We start from the raw sequence: 22034 nt of genomic DNA, 5'->3' as shown, positions 1-22034 counted from the left end.
CGCTGTGCAGAACGCGGCGACGCGTCCGTATTTGGATTCCCTGGCCGATCTCTCACGTGATCGTAGAAACTGAGGTGAGTCGGTCGAGTCGGACGGGGTTGCGAGGGTGATCGGGCCACCAGGGCCCCACTCCTGTGTTCGTCGGTGCACCAGCAGAGTTAAGGGTCCGACCGGGTACTATTGTATCGTATGAGCAAGACAGTTGAATCCGACCCGACGATCGATCCGAACGAGGTGGCGGCGCGACGCGACGACGAGGATCTGTTCGTCCTCGACGTGCGCCGCGAGGCGGACTTCGCGGAGTGGCGCGTCGAGGGGAGCACCAATCTCCCGATCTACGACGAACTCCTGGAGCACGATCTCTCCGGGCTGGAGGCTTCCATCGACGACATCCCACAGGATAGCGAGGTCGCCGTCGTCTGTGCTGCGGGCGTCACCTCGGCCACCGCGGCCGCGCACCTCCGCGAGCACGGCTTCGACGCCCGCTCGATGGCGGACGGAATGACCGGCTGGGGCCAGGTCCACGTTGCCTACCCCGTCGACGGCGCAGGCACGCGCGTCGGAGAGCCGGCCACGACCGACGCGCCGTCGGTCGACGGCGTCACGCAGGTCGTCCGACCAGGGACTGGCTGTGTCTCCTACCTCGTCGAAGATGGCGACGAGGCCGCGGTCGTCGACCCGAGCCTCTACGTCGACGAGTATCGAGAACTCGCCGACGAGCGAGGCGTGGAGATCGTCGCCGCGGTCGACACGCACGCCCACGCAGACCACGTCAGCGGCGGCCGCGTCATGGCCCAGGAGTGGGGAATCCCGTACTACCTCCACGAGGGCGACGGCGGCGATCTCGACGACTTCGAGTCGGTCGCGGACGGCGATTCGATCCCCGTCGGCGACCGCACGCTCGACGTGCTCCACACACCCGGTCACACGCCCGGTAGCATCTCGCTGCGCTGGGACGATGGCCTGCTCTCGGGCGACACGCTGTTCATCCGCAGCGTCGGCCGGCCCGACCTCGAAGGGTCGACGGAGGCCGACGTCCGCGAGGGGGCGACCGAGCTCTTCGCCAGCCTGGAGACCCTCGCCGCGTTACCCGACGAGACGGTCGTCCTGCCTGGACACATGAGCGACGAGGCGATCCGTCCGCTCGCGACGACGCTCGGTGCCCTCGAGGCCGAGAACGACCTCTTCGGGGAGGACGACCGAGAGGCGTTCGTCGAGACGATCGTCGCGGGCCTCTCCGACGAACCGGCGAACTACAACCGGATCAAGGCGATCAACTGGGGCGAGGAAGCCCTGACCGAGGAGGCCGAATCGCTCGAACTCGGGCCGAACAACTGCGCGGCGAACTGAACGGCGTCCATCGCTCCGATTCTCGCGGGACCGTCTCCGTCTCCAGTCGCGTCGCCGTCTCTAGCCGCATCGCTCTCTCAGGCTACTGCTCGGGGACGCCGGCCGCGTCGGAGCGGGCGATCGCGTAGCCGCCGACGAGAACGACCGCGCCGGACAGCAGAAAGAGCGCGTCCCAGAGGATGGGTGGGCCCGGTCCAGCCGGCCAGACGCGGTGCAGTCCGAGGAGGTGATGATCGACGACCCCCTCGACGAGGTTGAAGAGGCCGAACCCCATCAACACGGAACCGAGGAGCGCTCGCCCCGTCACCGACACGCCAGGGTGCCGCAGGGCCCGATAGAGCAGGACGATTCCGGCGATCGTGAACAGGTACGTCCCGACGTGGAAGAGCCCGTCGGCGAGGACGTTCACTTCTAACCCGGCCACGTCGGTCGGGTCGACCCGCGACGACACCATGTGGTGGATCTGCAGCACCTGATGGAGGACGATCCCGTCGAAGAAGCCACCGAGACCGACGCCGAGGACGAGACCAGCGCGGATCGACGGCACCGCTCGCTCACGAAACCCCAGCCGCGACTCCCCGGTCCGGTCGAACGACATCGAGTCGATGGTCGATACGAGCGTCCATCAAGCCCGAACGTGGGACTGCAAGTCGACTGTCACACGACGACCGGACTGTCAGGTGCCCCGCGACGGTCGGACTGTCAGGTGCCCCGCGACGGTCGGAGTCAGTTACGCCTGACGCGCGCGATCGCATCGGAGAACTTCTCGAGCGGCTGGGCGCCGATGAGGGTCTGATGGGCCTCGCTCTCGCGGTTGAACGCCAGGAACGTCGGTGTACCTGTGACACCGAGCTCCGTAGCGAACTGGATATCCGCTTCGACCATCGACTGGAACCGATCGCGGTCGTCCGCCAGACACGTCTCGAGCGCATCGGCGTCGACGCCGTCGACGGAACGCGTGTACGAGACGAGGGTGCCGGCGTCCGCCCAGCCGGTGTTCTTCCCGTCCTGTTCCTCGAAGATCGCGCCGTGCCAGTCCCAGTAGACCGACGGATCGTCCGCGACCACCTGGTCCCAGACGCAGCGGGAGGCAACCGCCGCGGTCATCGAGTCCTCGCCGAAGACCGCGATCGGGACGAAGACGACGCGGACGTCGCCCGACTGGGTGTGTTCTCTGACAAGGTCCGGGAGCGTCTCCCGCTCGAACGTCTCGCAGAACGGACACTGGAAGTCGGTCCAGTAGTACAGGTCGATCGGCGCATCCGGCGAACCGAGAAGGGGCTTGCCGGTGAGTTCGAGGCCGATCGCCGTCGTCTCCTCACTCGCGTGGAACGACGGCGAGACGGCCGTCTCTGAACCCCCGCGAGAGCGGGCGAAGAAGAGTCCGCCACCACCGAGTGCGAGCGCACCGCCGGCGACGACCGCGCGACGGGATTTCGGATCGAGCGCCATCTGTGTCGCTCTCGACTTCGAACGAGCCACGGTAAACGGGTTCGGCGATTTGCTGGCTCAGCGAATCGGGGCCGACGGTTTAGTACCGAGAGTGTGTCCGTTCGACCGAACATGGCGACCGGTCGTGTACACGGTTGGACCTCGGCGTTCGGGCGGAATCTGGCCGAGGCGGTGACGTACCCCTTCGAGTCGTGGCGCGGAACGGCTGGACTGGTAGCCGTGACGGTCGCCACGTACACGCTGCTCGTGCTTACCTCGATGCCGGGGTACTCCCTGCAGATGCTCGCCGACGGCCTCCGCTGGTTCGACCTCGTCCTCGTCGACCTCACGGACACCATCTACCGGACCGACGGCTCGACCGGCCTCGCGATCGTGGCCCTCTACGCCGTCCTCACCGGCGTCGCGGCCGTCAACGCGGCCGCTCAGCTCCGGCTCGTCGGCCTCGCCGGGCTGACAGACCTGACCGGCGTCCTCCCCGGCGTCCTCGCGTCAGGGTGTGCCAGTTGTGGTGCTGGCCTCCTCGGTTTCCTGGGCTTTGCGGGCGGGCTCGCCGCGCTTCCCTACGACGGCGCCCTCCTGCGGATCGGTGGTCTGGTCCTCCTCGTATTCTTCCTCGGGCGGGCCGGCCACCCGGAACGGTGTGTCGTCTCGCCGGGGGTAACTGAGGGATGAGTGGGGTCGAATCCCGTCTCCGCTGGAGCGTCCGCCTCGCCCGGACGAACCGGCGGGCGATCGGCTGGGGGGCCCTCGTCGCCGTCGGCGTCTTCTCGCTGTTCGGCGTCGTGACCGGGCTGGTCGAGAATCCGCTGTACGTCCGGATGGTTCCGCGGACGCCGGTCGATTACCTGCTCCTCACCGTGACGGCGCTCCTCGCGGGCGTCTACGTCGCCCAGCGGCTGGCGACCGAACGCACCGGGACCGGCGACGCGACCGGCGAGGACCGGTGGGCGATCGGCGGGCTCGTCGGCGGGTTCCTCGCCGTCGGCTGCCCGATCTGTAACGTCTTCCTGCTCGCACTGTTCAGTTCCTCGGCGCTGATGACCTACTTCGACCCGCTACGACCCGTCCTCGGGCTCGTCTCGGTAGCGATGCTTGGCGGGTTGATCTACGTCCGGAACCGCCGATCGTGTCTCGCCTGTTCGACCGACTGATGGACCGAACCGAACGGCGCAGCGATCAGGCGCCGGATGCCTCGCAGGACCCACAGCCGGTTCGCCAGCGCACGGCGGCGCCGACGAGGAGGATCGCGAGCCCGACGAAGAGCGCCTCGACGACGCCGGCACCCAGTCCGACGGCCGCACCCCCCGACGTCGCGGCCGTACCGCCGGCCACCGCGGCCCCGCCGGGCCCCAGACAGCAGAAACTCGCCAGGGCGCCGAGGCCGACGATCGACCGTCGAGACGCGGTATCGTCGTCCATATGTCGATCCAGGCGAGCGATTCCCATAGGCGTTGTGGACCGTCTTCATCCGCTGAATGCGGGGCCGCTGGGGGAGATCGGCGGGTACTTTTGGTCGGAGCCCCACGAACTGACCATGTCCAGAGAGCCCGATCCGGGGGCGCTCTTCGACGTCCTCGCGGACGACTACGCCCGCCGGATGCTCGCCGCCGCGGACGGCTCACCGAAGACGGCGAAGGCACTCAGCGACGCCTGCGACGCTTCCCTGTCGACGATCTACCGGCGACTCTCGATGCTCGACGAACACGGTCTGATCGACGAGCGAACGACCATCGGACCGGACGGCGCGCACCGACGGGAGTACGAGACTGCCCTGGAAGGGCTGGCCGTCGACCTCGCCGACGGCGAGTTTCGAGTTACCGTCGAGACGGCCGACGACCTCGCCGATTCGTTCACCGACCTCTGGACCGACATTCGTGACGAAACGCCGTAAGGAGCCCGTATGATCGAAACACCCGTCCTCGTCGCGAAATCGCTCACCCTCGTCCTGAGCCTCGTCGTTGCCGCGCTGGCCTATCACGGCTACCGCCGGAGCGGGCAGCAACCGATGCTCTACGTCGCCGCCGGCTTCGTCTTCATCGGTGCGGGGGCAATCTGCGAGGGGCTGATCCACCTCGCCTTCGACACCTCGCTCGCCTCGGCCGGCCTCATCCAGGCGGCGATCGTCTCGAGCGGCATGGTGCTCGTGTTGCTCTCGCTCCGTTCCTGATTCCGCCGGGTCGAGGCGCCGACGAGACGATCTGGACGACTACCCGCTGTCGGCCTCGGGACCGCGCTCGTCGCCTCTCTGGCCGTGGTCGTGATCGTGGCCGTGATCGTGGTCGGTACCGTGGCCGTGGTGGTGATCGTGGCCGTCACCGTGGCTATGGTCTTGTTCGTGGTCGTCACCGTGGCTATGGTCTTGTTCGTGTCCGTCACCGTGGCTATGATTGTGGTCGTGGCTATGATCGTGATCGTGACCCGCCAGGACGAATTGGCTCGAGAACGCGCGGTCGACGACCTCGGGGAGCGCGGGGTGGATGTGAACCGACTCGCGGATGTCGTGGACGGTCCCCGATCCGGCTTTCATCGCGACGACGACTTCCTGAATCAGCGAGGCGGCGTCGGGTCCGACGATGTGACACCCGAGGATGGTGCCGTCGGGGTCGATCAGGACTCGAACGAAGCCCTCGGCGTTCATGGCCGTCCCACGGGCCGTGTCTGCGTAGTCGTATGTTGTCGTGGCGTACTCGCGGTCGGCCGCGATCAGTGCCTGCTCGGTCGTACCGACGCCGGCGACCTCCGGCGAGGCGAACACGGCGTAGGGCATCGCCGTGTAGTCGATCGGGTCGAGCTCGTCGCGGAGAACGTTCCTGACGACGGTTCTGGCCTCGTGGTTGGCGTTGTGTTTCAGGAGGTACTCGCCGACGATGTCCCCGAGCGCCCAGACGTCGTCGGCCGTGGTCCGGAGGTACTCGTCCGTCTCGACGAACCCCTGCTCGTCGGTCTCGACGCCCGGGACGTCGAGCGCAAGCGTGTCCGAATTGGGGCGGCGGCCCGCCGCGACGAGGAGCGTGTCGCCGGTGACGGTCACGTCGTCGAGTTCGGAGGCGTCGTTCCACGCGGGCGAGTAGGGGCGAGCGTCGACGGTGATCGCGCCCGCGTCCGCGGACGAGTCGTCGCCACTCGAGGAGCGCTCGTCACCACTCGACACGCTAACGGCTTCGTACCCCACGTGAACGTCGAATCGGTCTCTAAAACGCTCGGTGAACGAGATACCGACGGGCTCGTCCGCGTGTGGCAACAGCCGGGGCCGGCGACCGACGATGGTCACGTCGCTGCCGAAGGTGCCGAAGAAGTGCGCGAGTTCGGCCCCAACGTACCCGCCGCCGATTATCACGAGGTGTCCGGGCGGTGCTTCGAGTTGCAGGGCCTCCCGACTCGTCAGGTATGGGACGTCCTCGATTCCCTCGATGTCGGGGATCGACGGTCGCGACCCGGCGGCGAGGAGGATGGTCTCCGCACGGATACGCTCGCCGGCGTCTTTCCCGTCGACGATCTCGATCGTGTGGTCGTCGACGAACTGGCCCATCCCCTCGAACAGGGTGTGGTGGTTCGACGAGCGCAGTCCGCGACGGATCGACTCGGCGCTGCCCGAGACGTCGTCGTTCACGTCGCGGACGATCTCGGCGAAGTCGACGCCGGTGACGTCGGCGTGGATCCCGAACGCTTCGGCGCGGTCGATCGTCTGGCGTACGGTCGCGTGATACAGTAGCCGCTTCGAGGGGATACAGCCCCGGTTGAGACAGGTCCCTCCGAGCGGGTCCTTCTCGACGACGGCGACCGACTGGTCCCGGTTCGCCACGGCGTTCGCCACGTCGAGTCCGGAGCCAGAGCCGACGACGAGGAAGTCGACCGCTTCGGTTCCTGACGCCATGGGTGTCGAACCACGGCGACGGGGATGAAACTAGCAGGCAGTCGGCAAAGCGAGCGGCGACGTCAGATCGCGTCGTCGGGGTCGTGTTCGTCGGCCATGCGTCTCGCCTCGAGCGCGTAGCGCTCGCGTTCGTCGTCGTTCCGAACGGCACCAAGGTCGTCGGCCGCCACGTCGAGGGCGGCCGTCGTCTCGCGGATATCGGTACTGCTCGTCAACGCGCGCTCCTTGCGGAAGTAGCGCTCGCCGTCGAGGGTCGCGTAGACGAGGATGATCAGGTTCTGCTCGTCGTCGGAATAGGTTCGCTCGACGAGCCAGACCCGAACTGTCTCGTCGTCGGTAGAACTGGCCGCACTGGTTTCGGAAGCGGGATCGGACCCGAGAGCCGGATCGGGCCCGGGAGCGGGATCGGACCCGAGAGCCGGATCGGGCCCGGGAGCGGGATCGGACATCGTGGCCTAGCTGTCGGCGACGGCGATGTCTTCGGGGGCGTCGTACTTGTTCTCGAACTCCTGAATGAGTTGGCCCATCTTCGCGTACCAGTCGTTCAACTTGCGCTGCATGTCGCTCGCGATCTGGTCGGGATCGGTGGGCCGGTAGACGTGGTAGTAGCCGCCCTGCTCGTAGTTGATCTGTTCTTTCTGGATGAAGCCACTCTGGAGGAGCCGCTGGATCGAACGGTACGCCGTCGAGCGCTCGCGGTCGACGTCGTCGGCGATCTCGTCGATCGTCAGCGGGTCGTCGCTCTCGACGACCGCCCTGAAACAGTCCTTGTCGAGTTGCTTGAGTCCGTGGATGCACTCCAGCAGGCCCTCACACTCCATGTCCTGCTGAAGCTGTTCCGCCATCGACTGTGCCATTTTCTAGCTGGAGGGTGGGGCCACAGCGATAAAAGGGTTGTGTGTATATTGTACAATCTCGCTGAGCCGGTCGGGGCGGACGCGATCGTGGAAAGTACCGGCTCGTCGTCGGGACACGTGTGGACACGAAACGGCTGGCCGAACACCGTCGCGATGCAGTGGGAGACGGCGCTGCGAAAAAACGTCGGTGGCCGGCGTGTCGATTGGACCGACCGTCACAGTCTGCAGTCGGTCGGCGGGCGGTCCACGGCTGGTCGGTAGAGGGACTGCGGTCGGTCGGCAGGATGTCTGCGGTCGGTCCGCAGGCGATTCGCCGCCAGTTCGCGTTCAGTCTGCCGCTGGTGCGGTAGATCGGGCGTTCGCTCGCAGTTCGGTGATCGTACTGTAGATCACGGCTCCGCTGACCAGCATCGCCGAGAGCATGATCAGGATGATCCCGACCGTGTCCAGGATGGGCATCCCGAACGCCCCGGCGGACTGCTGGAAGGCGACGGCCACGGCGCCACCGAGGAGCATCAGACCGAAGTAGATCTTGATGTCGTCCTCGTTGACGATGCTGGTCGCCGCGGAGCCGATCCGGGCCCCGAGCGCGCTCCCGGCCAGCAGCGGCACGACGATGCCGAGGTTGACACCGCCGCTCAATCCGTAGGTGAACGCCCCGAACCCACCCGAGATGACGATCTCGAACAGGTCGGTCCCGACCGCGATCGGGACCGGGACGCCGATCAGGTAGAACAGCGCGGGCATCCGGATGAAGCCGCCACCGACGCCCAGGAAGCCGGACAGCAGGCCCGTGGCGAAGGCGACGCCGAGGATCATCCAGAGCGACACCCGGATGCCGCCACCGAGCGTCATCATCGGCGGCACGTTGTACGACTGGATCTTCTTGGCTATGTCCGGAATGTCGTCAGGATCGATCTCGTCGTTCGCCGCTTCGTGGTGACCGCCACCGCCGCTATCGTCCGAGCCGTCGGACTTCAGCGCGGTGTAGCTGACGAACAGCCCGATGCCACCGAGCATGAAGACGTAGGTGACACCGATGACGCCGCCTGCCAGTCCCAGTTCCTCCAGGTGTTCGACGATCATCTTCCCCAGCTCGATGCCGGCGGTCGTCCCGACCACCATCAGCGCGCCGAGTTTGTAGTCGACCTGCCCGAGGTCTCTGTGTTTCAGGGTCGCGATGACCGCCGTCCCGAAGACGAAGGCCATCCCGCTCCCGACGGCGGTGGTGGTCGGATACCCCATCACCAGCAGCGCGGGCGTGACGAGGAAGGATCCACCCATCCCGAAGAACCCGAACAGGACGCCGACCATGAAGCCGAAGCCCACGAAGACGAGCAACATCGTGAGTGCGATTCCAAATAGCTCCATCTATGACTCCGTGATCGTGCGAACGAGTGGTGGTGCGACGACGCGTTCGAGGAGACCGTACCCGCCGTACAGGACGAGTGCCTCCACGAGGATGACGCCGACGAGTGCGAGTGCCTGTGCTGTCGGTGAGAGCGATGCGAAGTCAATCATCGGTATCGACCTCGTCGATCATCGGTTGTGTGCGAATCATGGATTTCTGCTCGGTGCATCGTACCCGGAGAGGACGTATAACGCTTTTGGGATCGGCGCACAATATTACTGCAGAGTATGTAACGCGAAACCGACGAGAATATTCCTGTAGGTTCTCCAAATATAGGCTCGTTTCCTCCGGTCTTCACCCACACCGGGGCGCGCGCTGAATCCGGTCACCGAGCTGATAGTCGCTCTTCGTGGCGCCGGCGGAGCGGTCGTCGGTGTGGATCCACCTGCGGTGGACGGAGAACCCGCGCGGAGTACGCGCGCACACCCGTCGCATGGGCGCGCTGGCTCGCCACCGGTATTGGATAAGCCAAACAATATTATACCCTCGGCCCGTAGCCTCGGGTATGAAGGCCGTTATCGCGACCGACCTCTCGGCCGCCAGCGAGGCGATGATCGAGAACGAGACCTGTCTCGGCTGTCTCGGGCGTATCGGTATCGAGGAGATCCACCTCGTGACCGTCGTTCCGTCCAACGTCCACGCGGGCATGCCCGGAATGGACTTCGAGGGTCGACGTCGGCGCGCCCTCGACCGGTACAGCACTGTCATCGAGAACGCCGGGTTCGACGTCGAGACCCACGTCGTCCGCGGGACACCACACCGCCGCATCACGGGTATCGCCGAGACGATCGGTGCGAGCCTGACGATCGTCGGATCGCGCGGGAAGAGCCCGCTCGAGAACCGCGTCATCGGCTCGACCGCGCGCAACCTCGCGCGGACGACGGAGACGCCGCTGCTGGTCAACCGTGTCGAGCGCGAGGCCGACGAACCCGACCTGCTCGAGTCGCACCTGTTCCAGCGCATGCTCTACGCCACTGACTTCTCCGAGAACGCCGAACACGCGTTCGAATTGTTCTCCGTTCTCGAGAACGCGACCGAGGAGGCCAGGCTGGTCCACGTACAGACCCCGAAGGACCCCGGCCTGCCGGAGGACGCGAACCCCGAGGTCCGCCTCGACGAACTGGCGACTCAGCTCGAATCGTGGGGCATCGACGTCGAGACCGAGGTTCGCGAGGGCGACCCGGCCGACGAGATCATGGCCGCCGAAACCGACTACGGGCCGTCGACGACCCTCGTCGGATCGCGCGGCCACAGCCGACTCCGCAGGCTGTTGCTCGGCAGCGTCTCCGAAGACATCGTCTCTCGTGCGAACGGGAACGTGCTCCTCGTGCCGCCGGGCGCGCACGTGTAGGCACCCACGCTCCGAACGCCGTCCCCACTCCGCACGTTGCCCTTCGAACACCGGCCCTATTCGACCCACCCGGAGCCGTTCGCCGTCGCCTACCCGCTTCGGAGTTCGATATCGCCGATCATCGTCGTCGGGTGGACCTCGCAGATGTAGGTCGTCATCTCGCTGCCGACCTCGAACTCGAGCCACTGCCCGTCGCCGGGGTCGGAGACGATCTCCGTCGCCAGGTCGTCGACGACCTCCTCGTTGTCGTCGTGTATGGCGATGTTGTGATTCGCGCCGTCACCCTGAGTCCACCCGATCTCGTAGGTCTCTCCCTCGACGAGCGAGAGCGTCGGGTTCGTCGATCCCTCGATCGCGCTCGGCGCGAGCCCCTCCCACCCGGCGGTGATGCCGTCGAGTTCGATCTGCGTTCCGGGTTCGATTTCGATCGCGCCACCGCCGTCACCGTTGCCGCCACCACTCGGCCCGCCGCCACCACCACCGCCGCACCCTGCGAGTGATACCGTTGCAACCGTCGCACCGGCTCGTAACGCTGCTCGTCGAGTGAATCGAGCACTCATACCGAACGGACACCGAAACGTGTGATAAACCGCTGCCACCCGATCGAAGAGTGTCGTTCGGTCGGGAGGGACGCCGCTGGCTGACAGTGGCGGGAGACGACCGATCATATTTCCCGGAGGACGTCGTAGACACGGCCCACTACCGTGATCGGACCGACGATAGCGAGCCCGCCGACCGTCCTCGCCCTCGTCGACGGATTCGTCGGCCTGATCGGCGAGAACCCCGTCAGACAGGCGTTCGTCGGCGGCGTCGTCATCGCCACGTTGAACCTGCTCGGCGCGTCACTCGTCTTCGTCTGGCGGGACCCATCCGAACGCGCGCTGGACGGCGCGCTGGGCTTCGCGGCCGGCGTGATGCTCGCCGCGGCCTTCACCAGCCTCATCATCCCAGGCATCGAGCAGTACTCCGGCGGTGACCCGATTCCGACTCTCGTCGGCGTCGCCCTCGGCGTCGCGTTCCTCGATCGAGCGGACATCCTCGTCCCCCACGCCCACTACCTCCTGACGGGCAGCAGGCGACCCGACATCGGCGACCCATCCACGAGTGATGTCTTCGACCCGGACGGATCGACGGCGGCCGAAACCGCTACAGAGCGCTCGGAACGCCTCGCCCCCGTCGTGCTGTTCATCCTCGCCATCACGCTGCACAACATGCCCGAGGGGCTGGCCGTGGGCGTGGGCTTTGGCTCCGGCAACGTCGAGAACGCGATCGCGCTCATGCTCGCGATCGGGATCCAGAACATTCCGGAGGGGCTCGCCGTCTCCGTCGCCGCGATCAACGCTGGGCTGGATCGACGTATCTACGCCGTCTTCGCTGGCGTGCGCTCGGGTGTCGTCGAGATTCCCCTCGCCGTACTGGGCGCACTCGCCGTGGCCACAGTCGAACCGTTGCTCCCCTACGCGATGGGCTTCGCTGCAGGCGCGATGCTCTTCGTCATCTCCGACGAGATTATCCCCGAGACCCACACCCGTGGCCACGAGCGGATCGCCACCCTCGGCGTCATGGCCGGCGTGATCGTCATGCTATATCTGGACGTGAGTCTGGGGTGAATTACTCCCCGAGACCTCCTGGGACGGTCCGAGTAGTCGCCGCGTTCGATCCCGCCGGTACCCCTCTCCCGCCTCTTCTCCACTTCACAGGTCTGCCGCCTAGTACCCCTCTCCCTCCTCGGCCGGCCCCGAAAACGACGAGTAGAGGACGGCGAAGTAGCCGAAGATGAGCGGTAGCAGGATCGCCATCCCGATCGTCATGAGGTTGAGCGGGATGGTCGAGACGACGGCCTCTTCGACGGTCAGTCCCGTGACGGGATCGAGCTCGGGGTACAGGAGGACGGCGACGACGGCGACGAGCGCGAAGACGAGGCCGGCGGCTGCGCCGACGGCCATGTAGTACCTGTCGGCTCGGGTCGCGAGCGCGTAGACGGTGGCGAAGGTGAGCGAGAGGAGAACGAGTGCGATCGACGGCGCGGAGACTAGGGCCGGTCGGATGGCCGGTGACGCGTAGAGGAGCCCGAGCGTCAGGACGAGCAGGACGAGGTAGGCCCCGAGCGCGAGGAGCGCGTCCGTCCGGAGGTCGTCGCGGAGGGCGCCGCGGGTCTTGATCCGGAGGAACGCCGCACCGTCGACGATCGTCAGTGTGACGACGGCGAGGCCGACGACGAGTCCCTGGAGGGAGACGAGCGCCGTCACGCCGAACAGCCAGTGGGCGACGAAGACACCGAGGAAGAACGGCGCGGTGAGGCTGCCGACGACGAACGACCGGCCCCACCAGCGCCGCCAGGCCTCGTCGTGGCGCTGCTCGTACAGTTCGGGGGCCATCCCGCGAAGGATGAGTGCGCCCAGAATGGCGAACATGAGCAGGTAGTGGCGGCTGAACAGCGTGGCGTAGACGGGCGGGAACGTGGCGAACAGGGTCCCGCCAAAGACGACGAGCCAGACCTCGTTGCCGTCCCAGAACGGCCCGATCGCGGTCAGGAACTGCTCGCGCTCGGCCGAATCCTCGCGGGTGGCGAAGAGCGCGCCGACACCGAAGTCGAACCCGTCGAGAAAGAGGAAGGTTCCGAGGAGAAAGAAGAGCAGGCCGAACCAGATCTCTGCGAGCGGGAGGCCGAACAGTGGCCCGTCGGCGAGAGTGAACGACGGACCACCGGCGTAACCGATCAACGGGCCGACGGAGAGGGCGGTGGGGGCGGCAACCGACGGGACGCGAGCGAGAACGGACATCAGCTCCCCTCCGTCGCTGCGCTCGCGTTCATCCGCCGCCCTCCCCCGCTCCCGTCGGCCCACCGCCCGAGTCGGCTCGCTCGGCGCCAGACGACTCGTCGCTGCCGACCGCCGGCGGGCCGGCGCGGATGATCCGATAGAGGACGTAGGTGTGGACGACGAAGATGCCGGTGTAGACCACGGCGAACCCGGCGAGCGTGAGCGCGGCTTCGCCGCCGGTCAGCCCCGGCGAGACGCCGTCCCTGGTCCGCATGACGCCCTGGATGACCCAGGGCTGGCGGCCCACCTCCGTGACGATCCAGCCGAGTTCGACCGCGATGATCCCGAGCGGTGCGGAGAGCATGAGCGCCTTGTGGAGGAGGTCGTCGGTCAGGAGGTCGCCCCGCCACCAGCGGAATCCGCCCCAGACCCCGAGGAGGACGAACCAGAAACCAAGCGCGACCATGATCCGGAACGACCAGAAGACGATCGCGACGGGCGGCTGCGGTCCCGAAAACTCCTCCAGGCCCTGGATGACCGCCTGGGGATCGCCGCCGCTCGCGAGCCACGACGCCCCGCCGGGGATGCCGATCCCGAAGATGTCCTTCGCCTTCGGATCGAGCAGGTCGCCGACGTCGGTCGGGAACGCGACGATGTACTCGGGGACGTACGAGTCCGTCTCCCAGACGGCCTCCATCGCGGCGAACTTCTGGGGCTGGGTCTCGAAGACGTGGCGGGCGTAGAGATCGCCGTGGAGCACCTGCAGCGGCGCGGTGACGACGAGCGCGAGGAGGCCGAACTTGAGCGTCGCCTCCCAGAACCGAACGTTCTCGATCGAGTAGCCCCAGACGTGGTGCCTGAAGACGTAGTAGGCGCCGACGCCGGCCATGAACAGCGCGACGGACTCGACGGCGGCGTTTTGCATGTGGACGAACATCCAGGGAAATCGCGGGTTGGCGTACGCTGCGATCGGATCGACCAGCGTGACGACCGGTTGGCCACCCTCCCTGGCCAGCTCGTACCCCCGCGGCGTCTGCATCCAGGAGTTCGCGATCAGGATCCAGACGGCCGAGAGCCACGTGCCGATGCCGACGGCGAGCGCCGAGAGCATGTACAGTGCGTTCCCGACGCGCTCTCGCCCGAAGACGAAGATTCCGAGGAACGTCGCCTCGAGCATGAACGCCAGGAGGCCTTCCAGTGCGAGCGGCCCGCCGAACAGGTCGCCGGCGGTCGTCGAGAACGCCGCGAAGTTGGTCCCGAACTCGAACTCGAGGACGATCCCCGTCACCGTACCGATGGCGAAGCTGACGGCGAAGATGCGCGTCCAGAACCGCCGCAGCTGCTCGTAGATCGCCTCGCCCGTCCGAATGTCCTTCCAGGTGAAGTAGATCAGAAAGGGGGCGAGACCCATGGTGAGCACCGGGAAGACGATGTGAACGATCGTCGTCAGCGCGAACTGTACCCGGCTGGCGAGGACTGGGTCGATCATGGCGAGTCGAGTGCGATGGCGTCGGGGGCGCGTGGAAGCCCCGACCGTCGAACGGTCCGTCGTGTTGACGGTTCGGATAGCGCGCTGGTAGCCGTTACGCCGCGTCTCACCACGTGAACCGTCCCCGGCGACAATCGGTTGTTCCCAGTATTGTGGAAATCGAACAGGGGTTAAACGACCGCGAACACGACATCTCGGTACGGACGGAATTCGCCGGCGACAGCTCCGACGAGCGATCGACCGGCGACCGACCGGCGCACGAACCCACCCATGACACAGACAGACTCCCTGACGACGTACGAACTGACCGGCGAGCGGCTGAGCCCACGACGAATGCGAATCGACACCGGCGACGGGGAATTCGTCGTCGGCGCCGACGCGAATCCCGTCGAGTTCTTCCTGGGCGCCGTCCTCGGGTGTCTGAACTCCACGGGATCGGTGGTCGCCCGTGACATGGATATCGCGATCGACGAGCTGACGGTACGGGTCGCAGGTGACGTCGACTACGCGACCTACCGCGGTGAGGCGTCGGACGCACGGCCCGGACTCCAGGCGCTCGACGTAGCGATTTCCGTCGAGAGCGACGCCGACGAGGAGACGCTCGACGCGTGGCTCGACGCGGTCGAGAACCGCTGTCCGGTCACCGACAACGTCGCAAACGAGACGGCGATCACGGTCACCGTCGAGTCGCCCTGAGCCGGCGCGACGCTACCGCGTTTCACGCCCGACCGCCTCCGCCAGGGAGAGCAGAAAGCCCATTCCGGCCTTGACCTCTGGATCGCGCATCGCTCTTACGAGGCCGATCGCACCGACGGGTGCTGTCGGCTCCGCGCCCGCCTCGCCGACGGCCGCGAGCAGGGATTCGAGCGTCCGAGCCACGTCCTCGTCGGCCGCCGTGTCGGCGACCTCGCCCAGGCTGGTCCCGGTGGCCGCCAGCTGGGTGACCATCTCGTCGTCCATCGCCTGCGAGCCGAGGGCGGCGACGTCCGCGAGCGCCGCCAGGTCGTCGAGTGTTCCCGATCGCTGGAGCCGAGCAAGCGTCTCGACGGCCTCGGCGAGGTCGTCGGCGTTGTCACCGGTCGCCGCGCCGAGCCGATCGCGCTCGGTGGTGGCTGCGGGTTCCGCGGACGCCGCCGCGTCGGCGTCCGGAGTCGATGCTGCGTCGGTCGCGTCGTTGGAGTCGGTGGAATCGGCGTTGGTCGTGTGGTCTGAGTCGGTCATCACAGGAGCCCCCGTGCGGTGAGCCAGTATGATTCGTTGTAGCCGAGCTTCGCCCAGTGCAGTGGGCGCGACGGTTCGCGAACGTACGGTTCCTCGCCGTAGGCGAACTCGATGAACGTCGCTTCGTCCATCCCGGCCTCGAGGAAGCAGACGGTCTTGCCGTCGTAGACGGCCGTCGGGGTCTCGCCGCGAGCGCGGCTGGCGAGACGGTCGGCGACGACGCCCGCCTCGTAGTGAGCGACGCTACCGGCCTTGCTCGTCGGCACGTCCGCCACGTCCCCGATCGCGGAGACGTCGTCGGCGTGTTCCGCTTCGAGCGTGTGCCGGTCGACGTCGACCCAGCCGTCGTCGCCGAGGCCGGCGTCGATCACGAGGTCGCTGCCCGCGTGGGGCGGGATGGCCACGAGCAGGTCGTAGTCCAGCTCGGTTCCCTCCATCGACTCGACGATCCCGGCGTCGGGGTCGACCGATTCGACGTTGAAGAACGTCTCCACGTCGATATCACGCGCGTCGAACAGGTCGGTCGCCCACTCGGCGATCGACTCTAGCCCGTGCGCACGATTGATCGGGTACGTGTAGGTGAGGTCGACGTCGTCCCGGCGTCCGCGCTCGCGGAGCCAGTCGTCGACCATCAGCGTGAACTCGACGGGCGCGGCCGGGCACATGTGCGGCACGCCGGCGACGCTCAGCACGAGGTGGCCCTCGGTGAAGTCGGCTAGTTCGTCACGCAGCGTCTCGGCACCGGCGGGGCCGTAGAAGTGGTGGCCACCCTCGGCGAGGCCGGGCACAGCATCGGGGTCGAGGGAGGCACCCGTCGCGAGCACGAGGTGGTCGTAGCGGAGCCGCGAGCGGTCGGCGAACGTCAGCGCGTGGCCGTCCGTGTCGACATCGGTTACCTCGGCGATATCGAGCGTTACGCGCCGGTCGAGCAGCTCGTCGATCGGTCGAGCGGCGTCGTCGACCGTCTTCTTCCCGAACGGGACGTACAGGAAGGTCGGCTTGTACACGTGCTCGGGATCGGCCGTGATCAGGCGAACCTCGACCTCGCCGGCCGCGAGTTCCGGCCCGAGCTCCTCTGCGAGGCGGTTCGCGAGCACCGTCCCGCCCGTCCCGCCGCCGACGATCGCGATGCGGTACATCTCAGGTCACCTCCAGATAGATGGTCCACTCGTCGTCACCCTCGTCGATCTCGACGAGGTCGTGGCCGGCTTTTTCGAGCCACGCGGGGACGTCGGTCGTCGAGTTGCGTTCCGAGGTCCGGAGCGCGACCGTCGTCCCCGGGTCGAGCGTCTTCACCCGGCCGATGAGGTCCATCAGCGGGCCGGGGCACGTCGCCCCGCGTGAATCGATCGTGACGTCCGCGTCGGGTGGGTTCGTCATTGGAATCACCAGTGTCCGTTCGGCCGACCGCGGCCGAACACACGAGATACTACAGTATTGCACAACATAAACAACCACATGACCCCCAGCGCCGTCGGAATGGGCGACGGATATATACGACCGGAGGCGGCAGGCGTCACGCGTCCGCGGCCGATCGGCTCGGTGGGGATCGTCCCGATCGACGGATCTCGTACCGACTCCGTGCGCTCCGGTCGACGAGCCCCTCGGTGCCAACCGATCGGTCCGGCCGGACTGGATCGGTCCGACGTGTGGTCGGTCCGAGGGTCGAGCGATTCGACCGAAACCGGACGGACCGAACCGTCTCGCCTGTGGACTCGGCAGGGGCGCTCGTACCACGACGGGAGACCCCGAAGTGGACCGAATGCCGCGAGAATCCAGCTGTCGTCGTGCCGGGGGGACGAACGGGTGTCGATCCACGTTCGTCTCGACCCAGGTGCGGTCATCCTTCGTTATTGCACCTCAACCACACAACTGTTATGTCGGTGGAGTTCGTACGTGTCTCGTATGAGCGAGTCACTCGATGACGAACGCGCTCGTATTCGCGAGCAGAAGAAACGAGAACTCCAGGAGCGCCTCGAGAACGGCGCCAGTATCGACGACACCGGGGGTGAGGCGACCGGGACGCCGACCGAGCCGATCCACGTCGACGGCCCCGACCACCTCTCCGAGGTCGTCTCGACGAACGACGTCGTCCTCGTCGACTTCTACGCCGACTGGTGTGGCCCCTGCAAGATGCTGGAGCCGACGGTCGAGGCGCTCGCCGCCGAGAGCGAGGCGGCCGTCGCGAAGGTCGACATCGACGTCCACCAGCGCATGGCCCAGCAACACGGCGTCCGCGGCGTCCCGACGCTCGTCCTCTACGCGAACGGCGAGCCCGCCGAACGGACGAGCGGTGTCCAGGACCGCGCCACACTCGAGCAGCTGATCGGCCAGTACACGTAATCGGATACCCCGCCGCTGGAGACCCACGCACGGCCGTCTCCCACCACACACGGCCGTCTCCCACCACACACGACCGACTGCGACCCCCACGACATTACCAATGAGCCAGGACTGGAAGCGAGCGATCGAGGCCCAGCGCGAGGAGAAATCGCGGTACTTCGGCGAGCATCCGCACTCGCCGATCCCACCCGACGAACGCGAGGCCTTCGACGGGCTCTCCTACTACGCGATCGACGCCGACTACCGGTTCGAGGTCCCCCTCGATCGGTACGACGACCCCGAACCCGTCACCGTCGGAACGAGTACGGACGGCGAACAGACCTACTACCGCTGGGGCGAGTTCACGGTCACGATCGACGGCGACGACGTCGCGGTCCAGGCGTACAAGGCCGACCCGGACGACGACCGACTCTGGGTCCCCTTCCGCGACGAGACGAGCGGCGACGAAACCTACGGTGCCGGCCGGTACATCGACCTGGAGGTCGACAGCCACCGCACGGCGGACGGTGAATGGATTCTCGACTTCAACGAGGCGTACAACCCGACGTGCGCGTACTCCGATCAGTACGAGTGTCCGCTCCCGCCGACGGCAAACTGGCTCGACGTCCCGATCGAGGCCGGCGAACGGGCGTACGAACCCGACTCGGGGCGCCCGTTCTGAGAACACGACCGGACATCCGTTTTGCAGCCCTTACTCGCCGAGAAACGTCTCCTCGAATCGATGCACGCTCTCGTCGGTACCCGCGAGGACGACCTCGTCGTCCGGTTCGAGCGCGAAGGAGGCCGGGTCGAACGACGTGATCATCTCTCCGTCCCGACCGACGGCGAGGACGGTACAGCCGGTCTCGGCGCGCACGTCGGCGTCGACGACCGTCGATCCGACGAGCCGTCCGGCGGGAAGTCTGACGAGGTCGATCCGCGTGTCGAACGTGAGGACCGTCTCGTCGTCGAGGACGGTCGAGGCCAGCATCCGGCCGCTGACGGTCGCCAGCGACTGCACGTAGTCCGCCCCCGCCCGGTAGAGCTTGGGTTCGCTCTCCGGGTCGTTCGCCCGCACGAGGATCTCGGCCTCGGGGTTCAGTTCCGCGACGACGAGCGTCGTGAAGATCGCCGTCGTGTCGTCGTTGACTGCGACGATGACGGCCGACGCGTCCGTGACGCCGGCCTCGCGAAAGACGTCGGGCTCCCGCGTATCGCCAACGATGTCGACTTCGGGGCCCGCTTCCCTGTCGATCACCGTCACGGCCGCTGCCGTCTCCTCGAGTTCCGCGGCGGCGGCCGCTCCAGCGTCGCCGTAGCCGGCGACGAGGACGCGCCGACCAGACAACGATCGGATGGTGGACGTCGCCTCCTCGCGCAACGCGGCGATCCGGTCCGGTGCCCCGGCGACCAGCAACCGGACGTCCTCGTTGAGTTCGGCAGACGGCGGTATCGGGCTCTCGAACGTCCCGCCGATCCACGCGCCGACGACGTCGACGGCGAAGCGGTCGCCGAGTTCGACCTCTCCGGCGCGGCGGTTACAGAGGTCACTGCCGGGGTCGATCGAGAGTTCGACCAGTTCGAGGTCGCCGCCGAGTTCGACGCTGTCTTCGACGACCGTCGTCACGCTGGTCGGCACGTGATGCGCGAGGCTCTCGCCGAGCAACTGGCGCGGTGAGAGGACGTCGTCCGCGCCGGCGATCCGGTGGTAGTGGGCCACGCTGGCGTCATCGACGATGGTGACGACCTCGATATCGGAAACGGCTTCTCGCGCGGTGAGGACGATACTGGCGCTCGTGTCGTCCGCCGCGTCGGAGACGAGGGCTGTCGCTCGCTCGATGCCAGCGTCGCGCAGGACGTCGATCGACTCCGGATCGCCGTGGACGACCGTCCGTCCGGCGTCGTGTAAGTCACGTGCACGGGCTTCGTCCGCTTCGACGACGACGGCGTCGCGTCCACGTGAATCGAGTTCGTCCAGGAACGCCTCGCCGCGCGAGGAGTACGTACAGAGGATCACGTGGTCGTCGGCATCGGGCGCGGCCGTGGGAAGTGACTCGGTGAGCGCTCGACGGATCCACGGCGCGGCGAAGACGTCCGCTGCGGTGAGGATGAGCCCGATCCCGGCCAACTGCATCAGGATCACGAGGAAATTCATCTGGGGAGTGTCCCAGCCTGCGTCTTCGCCGTACCCGGTGGTCGTAAACGACTGGAAGACGACTTCGAGCGAGCGAAACCACGGGCGCGGTCGTCCCTCCCACGCCCCCATTCCGTAGGTGTACAGGGCCGTGAAGACGACCGTGGTGGCGCCTAACAGCACCAGGTAATACCCCGTCCGGCGCGACCTGAGCAGCGACATGTGGACCAGTCGAACCCGATCGATGTTGACGGTATCGGCCTGCGGGTGCCGACGGTGGACCGTCAGGGACAGTCCGTCTCTTCGACCGACTGCGCTTCGACACCTTGATCGACGACTCGCGTCTCGCCCGACTCGATGGCCACCAGCATCGCGCGACCACCGTAGCCGTGCGTCTCGTCGTGTCCGCGGACGACGACGCAGGAGGCCGCTTCCGGAATCTCGATGGTCGCCGAGCGGGTAAACGGCTGCTGGGAGTGAGCGTGCGTGAGTTCGCGACGGCCCAGTCGTTCGCCGTTGCGGCGTTCGACCTGCCACCAGTTCGCGTAGCCGTCCTCGCCGTCATCGTCGTGATGTAGCGTGACGTCGAATCGGTACGCCCCAGTCTCGTCGGTCGGTTCGACGGTCACGTCGACCACGTTCGCCTCGCGGAGATCGAGGTCAGCAGGCTCGTCCGCCGTGGACTCATCTTCGCCGTCCGAATCGGCCTCACCCTCCTGGGTAGCTGTCCCGTCCGAATCGGTGTCGTCGGCCGAGTCTTCCGTAACGGTCGATCCACCGTCACTCTGCGGCTCGTCCCCCGCGTTCGAATCGTCACCTTCGAGGTCGCTACACCCGGAAAGGGTCGCGGCCACGAGCGTCCCGGACGCCAGAAGGAGCTGTCGTCGGGATGAGCCGAAGGTGGGCATACGACTCCGTACTCGGTCGGGTTACAAAGGCCGCCCGGTGCGGAAAAGACTCCTGCAGTCGGTCGACACCTCGTCAGCCCGCCCGACGTCGGTCAGTGACTGTGGCCGAGCAGGGCAATCCCGTACATCACGCCGAGGCCGGCGACGAAGACGACGAAGTAGCCGAGTCGGTTGCGAACCTCGGCCTCGGCGTTGATCTCCGGGATCAGGTCCGAGCTCGCGATGTAGATGAAGTTACCAGCAGCGAACGTGAGGAGCGCGACCGGGGGTTCGCCGACGACGCCGGAGAGCGCGTAGCCGACGAGGCCGCCGAGGACGACCGTGAGCGCGGTCGCGAAGTTGATGGCGAGCGCGCGCACCTTCTCGAACCCGCCGTAGACGAGGATGCCGAAGTCACCGATCTCCTGGGGGATCTCGTGTAGCGCGATCGCGAACGCGGTGACGAACCCGACTTCCACGTCGATGAGGAACGCGCCGGCGATGACGAGCCCGTCGATGAAGTTGTGCAGCGAGTCCGAGACCAGCACGAGGTAGGTCACCGGTTCGTGTTCGTGGTCGGTGCCGTGGTGGTGGTGCCAGTGGATGAACTGCTCCAACACGTAGAAGAAGGCAAAGCCGACGACGAGGGCGACGAACAGCCCCCGCGTGTGGAGCGAGCCGTGCGAGCGGATCGCCCGCGGGAGCAGGTGGAAGAAGGCGCCCCCGAGCAGCGCGCCGGCGGCGAACGCGACGAGCCACAGGAGCAGGCGCTCGACGAGGTGGTCTGCCAGGAAGAGCGTGAAGACGCCGATCCAGGCGAACAGGCTGATGAGCAGCGTCGTAAGGAGTATCCAGCCGAGCGGACCCATATCGATACCGGTCCTTGCGAGCGGACCGCCATAGCTTCTGCGTGTTCGATCGGCC

The 22034-nt window shown here is 66.9% G+C and carries 27 protein-coding genes; 10 read left to right on the top strand and 17 right to left on the bottom strand.

Annotation, left to right across the window (positions count from 1 at the left end; all coding sequences use genetic code 11):
• The first annotated feature begins 189 nt into the window (after window positions 1-189).
• Window positions 190-1350, top strand: a complete 1161-nt coding sequence (locus tag NO366_RS03265) for an MBL fold metallo-hydrolase (protein WP_256532889.1) — start codon at window positions 190-192, stop codon at window positions 1348-1350.
• A gap of 82 nt (window positions 1351-1432) precedes the next feature.
• Here NO366_RS03265 and NO366_RS03260 read toward each other — a convergent pair whose 3' ends face one another.
• Both NO366_RS03260 and NO366_RS03255 read right to left on the bottom strand, forming a co-directional pair.
• Complete coding sequence (locus NO366_RS03260) at window positions 1433-1948, bottom strand: DUF2243 domain-containing protein (protein ID WP_256532888.1); 516 nt, start codon at window positions 1946-1948, stop codon at window positions 1433-1435.
• 128 nt (window positions 1949-2076) lie between these two features.
• Window positions 2077-2802 carry a DsbA family protein gene (locus NO366_RS03255; protein ID WP_256532887.1) on the bottom strand — a complete coding sequence of 242 codons (726 nt, stop codon included), beginning with the start codon at window positions 2800-2802 and terminating at the stop codon, window positions 2077-2079.
• Window positions 2803-2913: 111 nt separating this feature from the next.
• On the opposite strand from NO366_RS03255, the gene NO366_RS03250 reads away from it, so the two are divergent.
• Together NO366_RS03250 and NO366_RS03245 are read left to right on the top strand one after the other, a co-directional pair.
• Window positions 2914-3474 carry a hypothetical protein gene (locus tag NO366_RS03250; RefSeq protein WP_256532886.1) on the top strand — a complete coding sequence of 187 codons (561 nt, stop codon included), beginning with the start codon at window positions 2914-2916 and terminating at the stop codon, window positions 3472-3474.
• On the top strand, window positions 3471-3953 hold the full coding sequence (locus NO366_RS03245) for a hypothetical protein (protein WP_256532885.1): 483 nt from the start codon (window positions 3471-3473) through the stop codon (window positions 3951-3953). The genes NO366_RS03250 and NO366_RS03245 overlap by 4 nt, the downstream gene beginning before the upstream one ends.
• A 25-nt stretch (window positions 3954-3978) precedes the next feature.
• Here the strand turns inward: NO366_RS03245 and NO366_RS03240 are convergent, their stop codons facing one another.
• Entirely contained in the window at window positions 3979-4221 is a 243-nt protein-coding gene (locus tag NO366_RS03240) for a hypothetical protein (protein WP_256532884.1), read from the bottom strand.
• A gap of 115 nt (window positions 4222-4336) precedes the next feature.
• Between NO366_RS03240 and NO366_RS03235 the strand changes: the two genes are divergently transcribed.
• Window positions 4337-4693 carry an ArsR/SmtB family transcription factor gene (locus NO366_RS03235; protein ID WP_256532883.1) on the top strand — a complete coding sequence of 119 codons (357 nt, stop codon included), beginning with the start codon at window positions 4337-4339 and terminating at the stop codon, window positions 4691-4693.
• A gap of 9 nt (window positions 4694-4702) precedes the next feature.
• Window positions 4703-4969, top strand: coding sequence for a DUF7521 family protein (locus NO366_RS03230; protein ID WP_382274523.1), 267 nt, complete (start codon window positions 4703-4705; stop codon window positions 4967-4969).
• A gap of 39 nt (window positions 4970-5008) precedes the next feature.
• On the opposite strand, the gene NO366_RS03225 is transcribed toward NO366_RS03230, so the two are convergent.
• The 5 genes from NO366_RS03225 to NO366_RS03205 form a co-directional block, all read right to left on the bottom strand.
• On the bottom strand, window positions 5009-6676 hold the full coding sequence (locus tag NO366_RS03225; protein ID WP_256532882.1) for a dihydrolipoyl dehydrogenase: 1668 nt from the start codon (window positions 6674-6676) through the stop codon (window positions 5009-5011).
• A gap of 62 nt (window positions 6677-6738) precedes the next feature.
• Window positions 6739-7125, bottom strand: a complete 387-nt coding sequence (locus NO366_RS03220; RefSeq protein ID WP_256532881.1) for a DUF7967 family protein — start codon at window positions 7123-7125, stop codon at window positions 6739-6741.
• Between the two features lie 6 nt (window positions 7126-7131).
• A complete protein-coding gene (locus NO366_RS03215) occupies window positions 7132-7533 on the bottom strand; it encodes a helix-turn-helix domain-containing protein (RefSeq protein ID WP_256532880.1) in 402 nt (133 codons plus the stop codon).
• Between the two features lie 327 nt (window positions 7534-7860).
• The gene (locus tag NO366_RS03210; RefSeq protein WP_256532879.1) at window positions 7861-8904 is read right to left on the bottom strand and encodes a sulfite exporter TauE/SafE family protein; all 1044 of its coding nucleotides are present in this window, start codon (window positions 8902-8904) and stop codon (window positions 7861-7863) included.
• A complete protein-coding gene (locus NO366_RS03205) occupies window positions 8905-9054 on the bottom strand; it encodes a DUF7512 family protein (protein ID WP_256532878.1) in 150 nt (49 codons plus the stop codon).
• 395 nt (window positions 9055-9449) lie between these two features.
• Between NO366_RS03205 and NO366_RS03200 the strand changes: the two genes are divergently transcribed.
• Window positions 9450-10295: a universal stress protein gene (locus tag NO366_RS03200; RefSeq protein WP_256532877.1), complete on the top strand. Its 846-nt coding sequence runs from the start codon at window positions 9450-9452 to the stop codon at window positions 10293-10295.
• A gap of 89 nt (window positions 10296-10384) precedes the next feature.
• Here NO366_RS03200 and NO366_RS03195 read toward each other — a convergent pair whose 3' ends face one another.
• Entirely contained in the window at window positions 10385-10855 is a 471-nt protein-coding gene (locus tag NO366_RS03195; protein ID WP_256532876.1) for a PKD domain-containing protein, read from the bottom strand.
• A gap of 144 nt (window positions 10856-10999) precedes the next feature.
• On the opposite strand from NO366_RS03195, the gene NO366_RS03190 reads away from it, so the two are divergent.
• Complete coding sequence (locus tag NO366_RS03190) at window positions 11000-11905, top strand: ZIP family metal transporter (protein WP_256532875.1); 906 nt, start codon at window positions 11000-11002, stop codon at window positions 11903-11905.
• 99 nt (window positions 11906-12004) lie between these two features.
• Here NO366_RS03190 and NO366_RS03185 read toward each other — a convergent pair whose 3' ends face one another.
• Entirely contained in the window at window positions 12005-13078 is a 1074-nt protein-coding gene (locus NO366_RS03185) for a cytochrome d ubiquinol oxidase subunit II (protein WP_256532874.1), read from the bottom strand.
• 28 nt (window positions 13079-13106) lie between these two features.
• Window positions 13107-14546 carry a cytochrome ubiquinol oxidase subunit I gene (locus NO366_RS03180; RefSeq protein WP_256532872.1) on the bottom strand — a complete coding sequence of 480 codons (1440 nt, stop codon included), beginning with the start codon at window positions 14544-14546 and terminating at the stop codon, window positions 13107-13109.
• A 270-nt stretch (window positions 14547-14816) separates the two neighbouring features.
• On the opposite strand from NO366_RS03180, the gene NO366_RS03175 reads away from it, so the two are divergent.
• A complete protein-coding gene (locus NO366_RS03175; protein ID WP_256532871.1) occupies window positions 14817-15242 on the top strand; it encodes an OsmC family protein in 426 nt (141 codons plus the stop codon).
• A gap of 12 nt (window positions 15243-15254) precedes the next feature.
• Here NO366_RS03175 and NO366_RS03170 read toward each other — a convergent pair whose 3' ends face one another.
• From NO366_RS03170 to NO366_RS03160, 3 genes are read right to left on the bottom strand one after another with little or no spacing between them, the layout of a single operon-like run.
• Window positions 15255-15767, bottom strand: a complete 513-nt coding sequence (locus NO366_RS03170; RefSeq protein WP_256532869.1) for a helical membrane plugin domain-containing protein — start codon at window positions 15765-15767, stop codon at window positions 15255-15257.
• On the bottom strand, window positions 15767-16906 hold the full coding sequence (locus NO366_RS03165; protein ID WP_256532867.1) for an NAD(P)/FAD-dependent oxidoreductase: 1140 nt from the start codon (window positions 16904-16906) through the stop codon (window positions 15767-15769). The genes NO366_RS03170 and NO366_RS03165 overlap by 1 nt, the downstream gene beginning before the upstream one ends.
• 1 nt (window position 16907) lies before the next feature.
• Window positions 16908-17147 (bottom strand): sulfurtransferase TusA family protein, encoded by a 240-nt coding sequence (locus NO366_RS03160; protein WP_256532866.1) that lies wholly within the window; start codon window positions 17145-17147, stop codon window positions 16908-16910.
• 525 nt (window positions 17148-17672) lie between these two features.
• Between NO366_RS03160 and trxA the strand changes: the two genes are divergently transcribed.
• Window positions 17673-18110: a thioredoxin gene (trxA, locus tag NO366_RS03155; protein ID WP_256532865.1), complete on the top strand. Its 438-nt coding sequence runs from the start codon at window positions 17673-17675 to the stop codon at window positions 18108-18110.
• A gap of 100 nt (window positions 18111-18210) precedes the next feature.
• Window positions 18211-18771, top strand: a complete 561-nt coding sequence (locus NO366_RS03150; RefSeq protein ID WP_256532864.1) for a DUF1684 domain-containing protein — start codon at window positions 18211-18213, stop codon at window positions 18769-18771.
• Window positions 18772-18801: 30 nt separating this feature from the next.
• Here the strand turns inward: NO366_RS03150 and NO366_RS03145 are convergent, their stop codons facing one another.
• The 3 genes from NO366_RS03145 to NO366_RS03135 form a co-directional block, all read right to left on the bottom strand.
• Entirely contained in the window at window positions 18802-20445 is a 1644-nt protein-coding gene (locus NO366_RS03145; protein ID WP_256532863.1) for a potassium channel family protein, read from the bottom strand.
• Window positions 20446-20507: 62 nt separating this feature from the next.
• Complete coding sequence (locus NO366_RS03140) at window positions 20508-21131, bottom strand: MSCRAMM family adhesin SdrC (protein ID WP_256532862.1); 624 nt, start codon at window positions 21129-21131, stop codon at window positions 20508-20510.
• 92 nt (window positions 21132-21223) lie between these two features.
• Window positions 21224-21979, bottom strand: a complete 756-nt coding sequence (locus tag NO366_RS03135) for a ZIP family metal transporter (RefSeq protein WP_256532861.1) — start codon at window positions 21977-21979, stop codon at window positions 21224-21226.
• Window positions 21980-22034 lie beyond the last annotated feature (55 nt).

The organism is Halovivax cerinus (genome assembly GCF_024498195.1).
In the GTDB taxonomy this organism is placed as follows: Archaea; Halobacteriota; Halobacteria; order Halobacteriales; family Natrialbaceae; genus Halovivax; species Halovivax cerinus.
The sequence above is the reverse complement of the archived record's forward strand: the minus strand, read 5'-3'. Positions and strand labels throughout refer to the sequence as shown.